The 13,675-nt window shown below is 67.8% G+C and carries 8 protein-coding genes, 3 tRNA genes and 2 pseudogenes; 6 read left to right on the forward strand and 7 right to left on the reverse strand.

The genetic code is table 11. The features are described 5' to 3' along the window. Window positions 1-17: 17 nt before the first annotated feature. Together N4G47_RS05085 and N4G47_RS05090 are read right to left on the reverse strand one after the other, a co-directional pair. Window positions 18-102: transfer RNA gene (locus N4G47_RS05085), tRNA-Leu, on the reverse strand. Then, the gene (locus N4G47_RS05090; protein WP_475289892.1) at window positions 59-1,051 is read right to left on the reverse strand and encodes a LysR family transcriptional regulator; all 993 of its coding nucleotides are present in this window, start codon (window positions 1,049-1,051) and stop codon (window positions 59-61) included. The genes N4G47_RS05085 and N4G47_RS05090 overlap by 44 nt, the downstream gene beginning before the upstream one ends. 99 nt (window positions 1,052-1,150) lie before the next feature. Here N4G47_RS05090 and N4G47_RS05095 point away from each other — a divergent pair, with 99 nt between their 5' ends. Next, complete coding sequence (locus tag N4G47_RS05095; protein ID WP_475289893.1) at window positions 1,151-1,897, forward strand: sulfite exporter TauE/SafE family protein; 747 nt, start codon at window positions 1,151-1,153, stop codon at window positions 1,895-1,897. 167 nt (window positions 1,898-2,064) lie between these two features. Here the strand turns inward: N4G47_RS05095 and N4G47_RS05100 are convergent. Continuing rightward, window positions 2,065-2,149, reverse strand: a tRNA-Leu gene (locus N4G47_RS05100). Window positions 2,150-2,352: 203 nt separating this feature from the next. Continuing rightward, a tRNA-Leu gene (locus tag N4G47_RS05105) sits at window positions 2,353-2,437 on the reverse strand. 128 nt (window positions 2,438-2,565) lie between these two features. On the opposite strand from N4G47_RS05105, the pseudogene rnr reads away from it, so the two are divergent. The 3 genes and pseudogenes from rnr to rlmB all read left to right on the forward strand — a co-directional run bounded on the left by rnr (window position 2,566) and on the right by rlmB (window position 6,528). Continuing rightward, window positions 2,566-5,030 (forward strand): annotated as a pseudogene (gene rnr / locus N4G47_RS05110) (ribonuclease R). Window positions 5,031-5,148: 118 nt separating this feature from the next. Continuing rightward, on the forward strand, window positions 5,149-5,631 hold the full coding sequence (locus tag N4G47_RS05115; protein ID WP_475285623.1) for a GFA family protein: 483 nt from the start codon (window positions 5,149-5,151) through the stop codon (window positions 5,629-5,631). Between the two features lie 153 nt (window positions 5,632-5,784). Then, window positions 5,785-6,528 carry a 23S rRNA (guanosine(2251)-2'-O)-methyltransferase RlmB gene (gene rlmB / locus N4G47_RS05120; protein ID WP_107230358.1) on the forward strand — a complete coding sequence of 248 codons (744 nt, stop codon included), beginning with the start codon at window positions 5,785-5,787 and terminating at the stop codon, window positions 6,526-6,528. A 120-nt stretch (window positions 6,529-6,648) separates the two neighbouring features. Here the strand turns inward: rlmB and N4G47_RS05125 are convergent, their stop codons facing one another. The 3 genes from N4G47_RS05125 to N4G47_RS05135 are packed head-to-tail and all read right to left on the reverse strand — an operon-like array spanning window position 6,649 to window position 11,284. Beyond that, window positions 6,649-8,088, reverse strand: coding sequence for an efflux transporter outer membrane subunit (locus N4G47_RS05125; RefSeq protein WP_475285625.1), 1,440 nt, complete (start codon window positions 8,086-8,088; stop codon window positions 6,649-6,651). Further along, window positions 8,085-10,043: a MacB family efflux pump subunit gene (locus tag N4G47_RS05130; RefSeq protein ID WP_475285627.1), complete on the reverse strand. Its 1,959-nt coding sequence runs from the start codon at window positions 10,041-10,043 to the stop codon at window positions 8,085-8,087. Before N4G47_RS05130 ends, N4G47_RS05125 begins: the two co-directional genes overlap by 4 nt. Further along, window positions 10,040-11,284, reverse strand: coding sequence for an efflux RND transporter periplasmic adaptor subunit (locus tag N4G47_RS05135; protein ID WP_475285629.1), 1,245 nt, complete (start codon window positions 11,282-11,284; stop codon window positions 10,040-10,042). Before N4G47_RS05135 ends, N4G47_RS05130 begins: the two co-directional genes overlap by 4 nt. Before the next feature lie 204 nt (window positions 11,285-11,488). Here N4G47_RS05135 and N4G47_RS05140 point away from each other — a divergent pair, with 204 nt between their 5' ends. Further along, a complete protein-coding gene (locus N4G47_RS05140) occupies window positions 11,489-12,217 on the forward strand; it encodes a response regulator (protein ID WP_057498358.1) in 729 nt (242 codons plus the stop codon). 6 nt (window positions 12,218-12,223) lie between these two features. Next, window positions 12,224-13,632, forward strand: a pseudogene (locus N4G47_RS05145) (ATP-binding protein). Window positions 13,633-13,675 lie beyond the last annotated feature (43 nt).

Consider the following 13,675-nt stretch of genomic DNA (forward strand, 5'->3'; position numbering starts at 1 on the left):
TTGATCATCTTGAGTCGTGGTGCCCAGGAGAGGACTCGAACCTCCACGGTTTTACCCGCTAGTACCTGAAACTAGTGCGTCTACCAATTCCGCCACCTGGGCGACTCAGGAGATGAATTGTGCGGTACGGCAGAGAGTGTGTCAACAAGATTTCACAGTTTTTCTGTGGCTGCACGCCCAGGTGTTGCAGCAGGCTGCGCATTGCCGGTGACAGCTGCGTCCACTCGGCAAAACAGGCGCATAGACGGCGTTGTGCCCACGCATCGGCAAGTGGCACCGCTACGGTGTGCGTGCTGCGCCGATGCAGGCGGGCAACGGTGCGCGGCACGATGCCGACACCAATACCGTGGCCGACCATGATGCACACGCCTTCGAAGGTTTTCATGCGGATGCGCATGTCCAGGCGGTGGCCGATATCGCGGGCCTGGTCTTCGATGTAGGTCTGCAATGCGTTGCCATCGGCCAAGGCAACGAAGGTCTCGCCGGCAACGTCGGTGAAGGACACGCTGCGGTGCGAAGCGAAACGATGACCGGCCGGGAGCAGCATCACCAGCGGGTCTTCGGCGACCACATACCGCTGCAGGCCCGCAGCGTCGATCGCGTCGCTGATGATGCCAGCCTCGGCCTGGCCGGCGTTGATCGCGCGCACGACCTCCGGGCTGGTGCGTTCCAGCAGCTCCACATGCAGGCGCGGGCGCTCGGCCAGCCACGGTGCGAGGCGTACGGGCAGGTAGTGGGTCAGTGCGGCGGTGTTGGCATACAGGTGCAGGGTGCCGCGCGCGCCGTGCGCGAATGCCTGCAGTTCGCCGCGCAGCTGCGCCTGCTGCTGCAGGATCAGGCGCGCATGGTGGGCGAGGGCGGCGCCGGCTTCGGTCAGGCTGACGCCGCGCGGGTGGCGGTTCAACAGTGCGGTGCCGGCATCGGTCTCGATCATGCGCAGGCGTTCGCTGGCCGAGGCCAGTGCCAGGTTCGCCTGCGCCGCGCCGGCCGTGATGCTGCCGGCCTCGGCAATCGCCAGGAACAGGCGCAGGTCGGCGATATCCATCCGCATGGGGTGCCCTCATCGCAACGCCGGCGCCTTCGGATCAACCGAAGGCAGAGGCGGGAAGACCGCATTGTGCGCCGATGGTCCCCCCGATCCAATGAGGGCATGAACGAGACAACGTATTTCTACGTGCTGTTGGTGGTGGTGTTTGTGCTGGCCGGTGTGGTCAAGGGCGTGACCGGCATGGGCCTGCCGACGGTGGCGATGGGCCTGCTGGGCGGTGCGCTGTCGCCGGTGGCGGCAGCCTCGATGCTGTTCATTCCCACCTTCGTCACCAATGCGTGGCAGCTGTTGTCCGGCCCGTCGCTGGCCCACATCGTGCGGCGTCTGTGGCCGATGATGCTGGCGGTGGTGGTGGTGACGCTCGGCTCCGCCGCGCTGCTGGTGCGGGTGGACCGTACCTGGTCGCGTGCAGCGCTGGGCATGGCGCTGGTGGTGTATGCGCTGTACGCGCTGATCGCGCCGGTGTTCCGTGTGCCGCAGCGGCGCGAGCGCTGGCTGGGGCCGCTGGTCGGCGCGTTGTCCGGTGTGGTCACCGGCGCGACCGGTGTGTTCGTGATGCCGGCGGTCCCGTATCTGCAATCGCTGGGGCTGCAGCGCGAGGAGCTGGTGCAGGCACTCGGGCTGGCGTTCACCGTGTCGACGATCTCGCTGACCGCCGGGCTGGTGCTGCACGGTGCGTTCGGCATCCAGCAGCTGGGCCTGAGCGCAGCGGCGGTGGTGCCGGCGCTGTTGGGCATGTGGCTGGGGCAGGTGATCCGGCAGCGCATCAGTGCGCGGGTGTTCCGCGCCTGTTTCCTTGGTTTCCTGCTGTTGCTGGGTCTGGAGCTGGTGCTGCGGCCGTTGTTCTGAGTCCCGGATGAGTAGAGTCGAGCTTGCTCGACTTGTTGTTGCAGCAGTCGAGCAAGCTCGACTCTACGGATCGGTGCAGCCGAGCAGGCTCGACGCTACGGATCGGCGTGGCCCGGATTGCGGGCATGAAAAAACCCGCTTTCGCGGGTCTTTTTCATGTCTCGACGTGGTGCCCAGGAGAGGACTCGAACCTCCACGGTTTTACCCGCTAGTACCTGAAACTAGTGCGTCTACCAATTCCGCCACCTGGGCGTCGAGGAGCGAGATTATGGGGTGTTGTTACGGGGGTGTCAACACCTTTCGCAGCCCCGGGTGTCGGATCCCGCTTCGCTTGCGAAAGGGGCTCTGACCCCAGGGCCAGATGTCGCGGTCCGAGTCCTTTCCATTGGAAAGAGATCCGCCCCCAGGCCGGATTGCAGGCAAAAAAACCCCGCCGAAGCGAGGAGTTTTTTCGTTGGTGCCCAGGAGAGGACTCGAACCTCCACGGTTTTACCCGCTAGTACCTGAAACTAGTGCGTCTACCAATTCCGCCACCTGGGCGTTCCAGAGGCGCAATTGTGAAGATGAATCCGGGGGCTGTCAACGACTTCCTGAAATTATTTCATCCAACGCCTTCAGGGGGCCCCCTGACCCGTTCTGCACGCCATCACCGGCTACCATGTAGGGCGATGACTACCAAAAAACCAAGCAAGGGCGGGAGCAAGTCCCGCAGCCAGGCCCCGAAGAAGGGCGCCAAGGCGGGCGCAGCCCGCACCACCAAGCCGGGCAAGCCGCTGCCGGGCTGGTTCCCCGAATTGAATGAAGGCGGTGCACCGCCACGCGGCCGCAAGGTCCGCAGCGCAGAGGCCAGTGCACCGGGCCCGGCCCCGGGCCGCAAGCTGCCGCCTACCGGCAAGGTGATCAACGATCCCTATGCCGCCCGCGAAGCCGAGAAGTACGAACAGCCCATCGCCAGCCGAGAGGCCATCCTGGCCCTGCTGGAGCGTTGCGAAGGGCCGCAGACGGCCGAAGAACTGGGCGCGCGCCTGGGCCTGACCGCTCCGGACCGGGCCGAGGCGCTGTCGCGCCGGCTCGGCGCGATGGTCCGCGATGGCCAACTGGTGCAGAACCGCCGCGGCGGCTTCGCCCCGATCCAGACCTTGAACCTGGTGACCGGCGTGGTGATCGCCAACCCGGAAGGGTTCGGTTTCCTGCGCCCGGTCGAGGGCGGCGATGACCTGTTCCTGCCGCCGTATGAAATGCGCAAGGTGATGCACGGCGACAAGGTGCTCGCCCGCGTCACCGGCATCGACCATCGCGGCCGTCGCGAAGGCAGCATCGCCCGTGTGCTCGAGCGCGGCATGACCCGCCTGATCGGTCGCTTCAGCGTCGAGATGGGCATCAATTACGTGGTGCCCGACGACAAGCGCATCCAGCGCAACGTGCAGGTGCCCCCGGACCAGACCGGGGCGCGCGCGATGGCCAGCTGGTGGTCTGCGAACTGACCCAGGCCCCGGACAGCCGCCGCCCGCCGATCGGCCGCATCATCGCCGTGCTCGGCGACAAGCTGACCGCCTCGCTGGTGGTGGAAACGGCCATCCACGGCCATGAACTGCCGTTCGAGTTCCCGCAGGAGGTGCTGGACGAAGCCGCTTCGGTGCCGCTGGTGGTGGAGCCGGCGATGATCGGCAACCGCGTCGACCTGCGCAGCACGCCGCTGGTCACCATCGATGGCGAGGACGCCAAGGACTTCGACGACGCGGTGTACTGCGAGCCGAACGCTGACGGCTTCCGCCTGGTGGTGGCCATCGCCGATGTCTCCAACTATGTTCGCCCCGGCACGCCGCTGGACGAGGAGGCACAGAAGCGCGCCACCTCGGTGTATTTCCCGGGCTTCGTGGTGCCGATGCTGCCGGAGACGTTGTCCAACGGCATCTGTTCGCTGATGCCCAAGGTTGACCGCATGTGCTTCGTCTGCGACATGCAGATCGACCGTGACGGCGTGGTCAGCCACTCGCGCTTCTACGAAGCAGTAATGAACTCGCATGCGCGCCTGACCTACACCCAGGTCTGGCAGGCGGTGGGTGAGGATGACGCCGGGGCCAAGGCCGTCATTGGCGATCTGCTGCCGCAGGTGCAGCGCCTGCACCAGCTGTACAAGGTGCTGGCGAAGGCACGCGCCAAGCGTGGTGCCATCGAATTTGAAAGCAGCGAAGTGCGCTTCGTGCTGGACAACCGCGGTGAAGTGACCCAGGCCGGCATGCTGGTGCGCAACGATGCGCACAAGCTGATCGAAGAATGCATGATCGCCGCCAACGTGGAGGCGGCCAAGTACCTGCTGTCGCGCCACGTACCGGCGCCGTACCGCATCCACGAGAAGCCGCCGGAAACCAAGTACGCCGACCTGCTCGAATTCCTCAAGGAGTTCAAGCTGAGCCTGCCGGCGTGGTCGAAGGTACGCCCGGGCGACTACACCAAGCTGCTGAAGAAGATCCGCGACCGTCCCGATGCCACGCTGCTGGAATCGGTGCTGCTGCGCAGCCAGAGCCTGGCCATCTACAGCCCGGACAACCAGGGCCACTTCGGTCTGGCGCTGGAAGCCTACGCGCACTTCACCTCGCCGATCCGTCGCTATCCGGACCTGCTGGTGCACCGCGCGATCAAGCACGCGTTGTCCGGCAAGCCGCTGGACACGTTCACCTACAACGCGCGCGAAATGGCTGCGCTGGCGCTGCAGTGTTCCGAGCGAGAGCGTCGTGCCGACGAGGCCGAGCGCGAGGTCGACGAGCGCTACCGCGCGGCGTGGATGGAAAAGCACGTGGGCGGCCAGTTCGACGGCGTGATCAGTGGCGTGACCAGCTTCGGCCTGTTCGTGGAGCTGGATGAATCCAAGGTGCAGGGCCTGGTGCATGTCACCCAGTTGCCGCAGGACTATTACAAGTTCGACGCGACCCGCAAGACGCTGACCGGCGAACGCCGCGGCAGCAGCTACCGGCTCGGCGACCGCGTGCGCATTCTGGTGCTGAAGGCCAGCATGGAAGAGCGCAAGATCGACTTCCGCCTGGTCGAGCACAAGGGAGAGGACGAAGGCGATGGCCTGCCGCCGCTGCCCGAGCGCGGCAAGCCGGCCAAGCGCGCCAAGAAGCAGTATTGAAAGGTGTGCCGACCAACGGTCGGCACCCACCTCTCCGGGATGTGCCAACCTTGGTTGGCACATCCCGCACCCGGTAGGTGCCAACCTTGGTTGGCACGCCGTTACGGAGGAACCCACCATGCAGGACCAACCCGAGTACAGCGGCGGCTGCCAGTGCGGCGCGATCCGCTTCCAGGCGCGCGGTGAGCTGACCGACAGTTCGATCTGCCACTGCCGGATGTGCCAGAAGGCGTTCGGCGCCTACTACGCACCGCTGGTCTCGGTGCGCGGCGTGCAGTTCAGCTGGACCCGAGGCCAGCCGCGCTATTTCCAGTCGTCCAACGTGGTGCGGCGCGGCTTCTGCGCCGACTGCGGCACGCCGTTGACCTACGAGGCGCCAGACGGCGTGGCAGTGGCGGCAGGGGCCTTCGACCAGCCTGAACGCCTGCCGCCCACCCTCCAGTACGGGGTGGAGCGCAAGCTGCCGTTCGTCGACACCCTGGCCAGCCTGCCGGCCAGGCGCACCGAGGACGACGTCGCTGCCCTCGCGTTCCTGGCCGCGGTCGTGTCCCACCAGCACCCCGACCACGACACCCCGCACTGGCCGCCGCGCAGCCGGTGACACTCTGTAGAGCCGAGCCCGCGCTCGGCTGGCGGGTCGCCGCAGCCTGAACTCAGGGCAGCCGAGCGCTGGCTCGGTTCTACGGAGGCCCCGCCGCAGCGCCCGGCCCGCCGATGCTCTACCATAGCCACCCCCTTTCCGGTCCCCGCCCGCATGAGCAAGAACAGCCAGTGGATCGTCGGCGTCAACGCCGTCGCCTCCTCCATCGAGAACGACGCCGACAACGTCCGCGAAGTGCTGGTCGAGGCCGGTGCGAAGAACCCGCGCCTGACCGAAATCGAAGAGAACGCCCGCCGCAAGGGCATCGACGTGCGCAAGGTCAACAGCCAGGCGCTGGACGGCGTGGGCGGTTCGGTGCGCCACCAGGGCGTGGCCGCGCGCTACGCCGCTGCCCGCACCTACAGTGAAAACGAACTGGAAGGGCTGGTGACCGCTGCAGAGGGCAAGGCCCTGCTGCTGGTGCTGGACGAGGTGCAGGACCCGCACAACCTGGGCGCCTGCCTGCGTTCGGCGGCAGCGTCCGGTGCCACTGCGGTGATCATTCCCAAGGACAAGTCGGCCACGGTGAACGCCACCGTGCGCAAGACCTCGGCCGGCGCCGCCGACCGCATTCCGGTGGTGGCCGTGACCAACCTGTCGCGCTGCCTGAAGGACCTGCAGAAGCAGGGCGTGTGGATCTACGGCCTGGCCGGCGAGGCGACCGCCTCGCTGTACGACCTGGACCTGAAGGGCAACATCGCGCTGGTGCTGGGCGGTGAGGCCGACGGCCTGCGCCGCCTGACCCGCGAGAACTGCGATGGCCTGGTCAAGATTCCGATGCCGGGCGAGATCGAAAGCCTGAACGTCTCTGTCGCCGCCGGCGTCAGCCTGTTCGAAGCCGTGCGCCAGCGCGGTTGAGCGCGGGTCGGATCCCTTTTCCAGAGGAAAAGGGATCTGCCCCCATTGTTTGATGCGCCGTGTCGACCAAGGTCGACACCTACCGGTAGCCGCCAACCTGGGTTGGCGCCCCCGACCCCATTACCCCGCGCTGCCGCCCAGCGCCTTGAACAGGGTCACGTCGTTGTTCAACTGGCCCTGGCGCACGCGCGCCAGCGACAGCTCGGCATCGCGCCGGGTCTGCTGTGCTTCCAGCCAGGTGCGCAGATCGGTGGCGCCCACCCGGTAGCGCACTTCCTGCGCGCGCTCCACTTCCACCGCTTCGTCGTACGAGGCCTGCGAGGCCGCCACCTGGCGTGCCAGCTGTTCGCGCGCGGACAGCGCGTTGTCCACTTCCGAGAGCGCGGTGTACAGCGTCTTGCGGAAGTTGGTCGCCGTGATCTGGTAACTGGTGCCTGCGACATCGGTGTCCAGCTGCGCGCGCTGCAGGTTGAGGAACGGCAGCGACAGGCCGGCGCCCAGCGTGGCCACCGGATTGCGCAGCACGTCGCCCAGCGAGGTCGCGCTGGAGCCGAGGCTGCCGGTCAGGCTCAGCGCCGGGTAGTACTGGGTCGCGGTGACCTTGATGGTCTTCAGGCTGTTGCGCAGGCGCAGTTCGGCCGCGCGCAGGTCCGGGCGGCGGCCCAGCAGGTCGGTCGGCAGGCCCTCCGCGATCTGCGGGCTGCGCGCGCCCAGCAGGTCCTGCGGTTCGTCCTGCTGCGGCCACGGCGTGCCGTCCAGCAGTACGGTCAGGGCATTGCGCACCTCCACCCGCTGCTGTTCCAGCGCGCTCTGCGAGGAGCGTTGCGACTGCAGGTTCTGCAATGCCTGGCGCACTTCCAGCCGTGACACCGCACCGGCATCGAAGCGCGCCTGCACCAGTTCGCGGGTGCGTTCGAGCCGCTCCAGGTTGGCCTGGCCGGTGGCGATCGACTGGTTGAGATAGGCCAGGTTCCAGTACTGGGTGATGGTGTCGCTGATCACCAGCAGCGCGGTGTTCTGCCGGTCTTCTTCGCTGGCCTCGGCTTCCCAGCGGGCGATGTCGCGCTGCGTGCGCAGGCGGCCCCACAGGTCCACTTCCCAGCTCAGCGAAACCCCCGTGGAATAGCTGCGGCGCCAGTCGTCGGCCTGGTCGGTGGCACGGCTGGCGCTGCCGCTCACGCCGGACGACGAAGGCTGCGGCCACAGTGCGTTGCTGGCCAGCCCGGCCTGCAGGCGCGAGCGCTGCACGGCCAGGCCGGCGGCGGCAAGGTCGCTGTTGGCGGCAAGCGCGCGGGCGACCAGGCGGTCCAGGCGTTCATCGCCGAAGCCGGTCCACCAGGTGTCCTGGCGGATGTCACGGCCGGGGGTATCCAGGCTGCTGCGCGGGTCGTCGGCCGGTGCATTGAGCGTGGCATCGCCACGCCCGTAGGTCGCCGCCACGTCGGGGTCCTGTACCGGATAGCGGCCCACCGAGGCGCAGCCGGACAGGGCAAGCAGTACGGCGCCGGCCAGCAGCAGGCGCGAAGGAGCGGGGAGGGTCAGTCGGGTCATCATCGTCATTCGCGGGCCAGGGCCTCGACCGGGTCGAGCTGCGCGGCGTTGCGCGCGGGCAGGAAGCCGAACGCCACGCCGATCAGCGTCGAGCAGGCGAACGCGGCAACAATCGAGGCGGTGGAGAACAGCACCTGGAAGTCACTGGCGAAGCGGCCGATCATCGAGCCCAGCAGCAGCGCCAGGCCGATGCCGAGCACGCCACCGAGCAGGCACACCAGTACCGCTTCGATCAGGAACTGCTGGCGGATATCACTCTGGCGGGCACCGACGGCCATGCGCACGCCGATCTCGCGGGTGCGTTCGGTCACCGACACCAGCATGATGTTCATCACGCCGATGCCGCCGACCAGCAGCGCGATGGCGGCGATGGCACCGATCAGCAGCGTCATCGTGCGCGTGGTCTGCTCGATGGTGTCGCGGATCTCGGCGCTGTTGCTGAGGAAGAAGTCCTCGGTGCCGTGGCGCAGGGTCAGCAGGCGGGTGATGGCTTCCTGCGCGGCGTCCATCGGCGTGCTGTCATCCACGCGCACGGTGATGCTGGAGACATGGCTCTGGCCGAGCATGCGCGACATCACCGTGGTGTACGGCACCCACACACTGAGGCTGGTACTGCCGCCGAAGCCGAAGCTCTGCCGCTTGGCCACGCCGACCACGCGGGCCGGCACGTTGCCGAGCAGGATCACCTGGCCGATCGGATCGACATCGGGGAAGAACTGGGTCTGGGTGTTCTCATCGATCACCGCCACCTGGCCCAGGCCCTTCACCGCATCGGCATCGAAGAAACTGCCGCTGAGCAGGGTCACGCCCTTGACCCGGAAGAACTGCTCGCCGACGCCGCTGACCTGGGCAGTGGAGGACTGGTTGCGGTAGCGCGCGGTCACCGAACTGGACACGCTGGGCGTGGCGCTGTCCACATAACTCTGCCGGGACAGGGCATCGGCATCGCTGGCCTTGAGCGTCTGCACGCGTGCCGAACGCATGTCGCCGAAACCACGGCCGGGATAGACGTCGATGGTGTTGGTGCCCAGCGCGCTGATGTTCTGCAGGATCTGCTGCTGCGAGCCGTTGCCCAATGCCACCACCGACACCACCGAGGCGATGCCGATGATGATGCCGAGCATGGTCAGGAAGGTGCGCAGCCGATGCGCGTTCATCGCCAGCAGGGCCATGCGGAACGCTTCGGTGAAGCGGTCGCGGGCGGCGCGCCAGCTGTTGCCATGGGCGACGCCGGTGCTGGCTTCGCGCTGGGCGCGGTAGCTCGGCGCATCCGGGTTGGCGCGGTCGGCGATGATCTCGCCGTCGCGGATCTCGATGATGCGCTGCGCGTGCTGGGCCACGCTCATGTCGTGGGTGACGATGATGATGGTGTGGCCTTCGGCATGCAGCTCGCCGAGGATGGCCATCACTTCTTCGCCGGATTTCGTGTCCAGCGCGCCGGTCGGCTCGTCGGCCAGGATCACCTCGCCGCCGTTCATCAGTGCGCGCGCGATCGATACACGCTGCTGCTGGCCGCCGGACAGCTGGCCCGGCTTGTGGTGCATGCGGTCGCCCAGGCCCAGCCGTTGCAGCAGCTGCTCGGCGCGCGCGTTGCGCACCGGGCCGGGGCTGCCGGCATACACTGCGGGGACTTCCACGTTGCCACGTGCATCCAGGTCGCCGAGCAGGTGGTAGCGCTGGAAGATGAAGCCGAAATGCTCGCGGCGCAGTTCGGCCAGCTCGTCCGGTTCCATCTGGCCAGTCTCGCGGCCGGCCACCTGGTAGCTGCCGCGGGAGGGACGGTCGAGGCAGCCGAGGATGTTCATCAGCGTCGACTTGCCCGAGCCGGACTGGCCGACGATGGCCACCATCTCGCCGGCGTGGATGTCCACGTTGACGTCGCGGAGTACGGCGATGACATCATCACCGGCCGGGAATTCGCGTCGCAGGTCGCGCAGGCGCAGCAGCGGCGCCGTCGTGCTCATCGGCGCGGGCCCATGCCCGGGCCGCCGACCCGCATCTGCATGCCACCACGGCTGCCACCGCCGCCGCCGGCTGCGGCGGCACTGGCTTCACCCACCACCACGCGCTCGCCTTCCTGCAGCCCGGACAGGATCTCGGCCGAAGCGCCATTGTTGATGCCGACCTTCACCTTGCGCGGCTGCGGCTGGCCCTTGTCATCCAGCACCCGCACCATGCGCTCATCGCCCCGGCGCTTGGGCCCCAGCGCCACCGCCGGCACCATCAGCACGTTCTTGGCCTGCTTCAACAGCACCGAAACCTGCGCGGTCATGTCGATGCGCAGCGTGCCGTCCGGATTTTCCACATCGAACAGCGCGTTGTAGTAGACCGCGCTGCTGGAGCTGGAACTGGACGAACTGCTGGAACTGGAGGAGTTCTCGTTGGCGATCGAGGCCGGCGCCGGATTGATCTGGCGCAGCGTGGCGTGGTACTTGCGGTCCGGGTCACCCAGGGTGGTGAAGTACACCGGCATGCCGGCCTTGATCTTGACCACGTCGGCCTCGGAGATCTCGGCATTGACGGTGACCACGTCCAGCCGCGCCAGCATCACGATGGTCGGTGCGGTCTGGTTGGCGTTCACGGTGCGGCCTTCCTCGGCCACCACCGCCACCACGGTGCCATCCATCGGCGCGGTGATGCGGGTGTAGGCCAGGTTGGCGCGGGCGGTGCCCAGTTCGGTTTCGCGGCCCTTGATCTGCGCCTCGTAGGACTGCAGCTGGGCGCGGGCGGTCTTCAGCTGGGCCTCGGCGGCATCGTATTCCTGGCGCGAGGTGGCCTCTGCGGCCAGCATCTGCTGCTGGCGCGCGAATTCCAGTTCGGCCTGGCGCAGGGTGGCCTGCTGCACGGCGCGCTGGGCGGTGACCTGGTCCAGCGAGGCCTGCGCGTTGAGCACCTGGTTCTGCTGGGTGGTGGCGTCGATCTCGGCGATCAGGTCGCCTTCCTTCACCGTATCGCCCAGCTGCACCTTCAGCGACTTGATCTGGCCCGAAGCCTGGGCACCGACGCTGACCAGCTTGTAGGCGTCGATCACGCCGGTGGCGTCCACCGTCTGCTCGATGTCGCCGCGGCTGACCGCGGTGGTCGCCACGGCCGGGCCGGCGGGCTTGCGCAGCAGCCACCAGGCGGCCACGGCAACGATCAGGGCAAGCAGGGCGATCAGTATCAGGCGACCCCGGCGGGTCGCAGGCAGCAGGCGGAACGTCACGTCGTGGCTTCACTCTCGGGGCCGCGCGGGCGGCGTTGGTGGGCATTGTGAAGACCGGGCAGCGGGCCACTCAATCCTCGGGGTATGTCTGTATGTAACACTGTCGGTGAATACGCGTAACCACAGGTATCGCCCCCTCCGGCAGATACACTGGTACGCATTGCCCCGGATGCGGTTCAGCTGCCGACACGGGATGATCGCGCCATGGAGACCGAAAACCCGATGCACCGACTGCTGATCGTCGATGACGACAACGACATCCGCACGCTGCTGGCCGAACAGCTCGGCCGCGCCGGCTACCAGGTGAGCACCGCCGCCGATGGCACCGCCATGCGCCAGCTGCTGGACCGTGAGCATGTGGACCTGATCGTGCTCGACCTCAATCTGCCGCGCGAGGACGGCCTGACCCTGTGCCGCGACCTGCGCGCGCGCTCGAACACGCCGGTGATCATGCTGACCGCGCGCGCCGAGCCGATCGACCGCGTGCTGGGCCTGGAAATGGGCGCCGACGACTACCTGGCCAAGCCGTTCGAGCCGCGCGAGCTGCTGGCGCGCATCCGCAACGTGCTGCGCCGGACCGAAGCGCTGCCGGCCAACCTGGAACCGCTGGCGGTGCGCCGCGCGCGCTTCTCGCGCTGGGTGTTCGACCTGGAGCATCGCCACCTGGTCGATCCGGATGACCGCGTGGTGGTGCTGTCCGGTGCCGAATTCCGCCTGCTGCGGGTGTTCATCGCCCACGCCAACAAGGTGCTGTCGCGCGAGCAGCTGGTCGCGCTCAGCAGTGGCCGCAACTACGAGGCGCAGGACCGGGCGATCGACCTGCAGGTCAGCCGGCTGCGCAACAAGCTCGGTGACGATGGCGGCCCGGACGGCCTGATCAAGACCGTGCGCAACGAAGGCTACGTGCTGGCTTCGTCGGTGAACCTGGAATAAGCCACGATGAATCGCCTGCGCCATTTCCTGTCCTCGATGGTCGGGCGGTTGTTCGTGATCCTGCTGCTGGGCATGAGCGTGGCCGCGATCGGCGCGACCATGCTGGCGACGTCCAAGCGCCAGCAGGAGTTCGAGCGGCAGAATCTGAACCGCATTGCCGACCGCCTGCAGGGCTACGTCAACCTGCTCGATGGCAACCCCGAGCTGCGCGAGCGCCTGCTCGAGGTCGGCGGGCCGAGCGTGCGCGCGCTGCAGCCGGGCGCGCGGCTGGGGCGTGCCGACACCGCGTTGATGGAAGTGCTGGAGGACCGGCCCGGCCCGGTGTCGCGTGCGCATGTGCACTTCGCCTCGTTCCGGTCCTGCATTCCCAAGCTGCAGGACCTGTTGCCGCCGCCCAAACCCGGCCATCGCAAGCCACCGCGCGAGCGCGATCCTGCCTTCATCCCGCCCAAGTGCCGCGCAGTTGACGTGACGCTCAACGATGGCACGCTGCTGAAGCTGGCGCTGGATTCGCCGGCGGTGGCGCACAACGGCATCCTCGCCGTCGACCCGTGGTTCCTGACCCTGCTGGTGCTGGCGATCGCCGTGCTGGCCTACATCGTGGCGCGCATCGCCAGTGCGCCGCTGCAGGAACTGGCCGCCGCCGCTGAAGACCTGGGCGATGACCTGCAGCGCGACCCGCTGCCATTGCGTGGGCCGCGCGAAGTGCAGCGTGCGGCCGAAGCCTTCAACGCCATGCAGCATCGCCTGCAGCGCCATCTGGCCGAACGCACGCAGATGCTGGCGGCGATCACCCACGATCTGCAGACGCCGCTGACCCGGCTGCGCCTGCGCCTGGAGAATGTGACCGACGAGGCCCTGCGCGAGCGCCTGATCGGCGATCTTGCCGCGATGCAGGCGCTGGTGCGCGAAGGCCTGGAACTGGCACGCAGCGCCGAGAGTTCCGAGCAGCGCGCCGCGCTGGACCTGGATTCGCTGCTGGAAAGCATTGTCGAAGATACCGCCGAGGGCGGTGCCGACGTGGTGTTCGAAGGCGGCAGCGGCTCGGTGCTGATGCTGCGCCCGCTGGCCATGCACCGGCTGTTCTCCAATCTGGTGGACAACGCGGTGATGTATGCGCAGCGGGCGCGGGTGCGCGTGGAGCGCAGCGGCGGTGCGATCACGGTGGTGGTGGCCGACGATGGCCCCGGCCTGGCCGATGAGCAGCTGGAGGCCGTGTTTGATCCGTTCGTGCGGGTGGAAACCTCGCGTTCGCGCGAGACCGGCGGCGCCGGCCTGGGCCTGACCATTGCCCGCGCCCTGGCCGAGAAGGACGGGGCGCGACTGTGGCTGCGCAACCGCGCCGAGGGGGCCTGGAGGCCGTCGTGCAGTGGCCGGCCAGTGCCCAGGTGGTGGCACCCGGGCGCGCTGGCTGAGCCGGGCGAGCGGGCAACGGTGACGCCGGGGCCTGGCTTTGCC

It is taken from the genome of Stenotrophomonas sp. GSD10 (assembly GCF_056172695.1).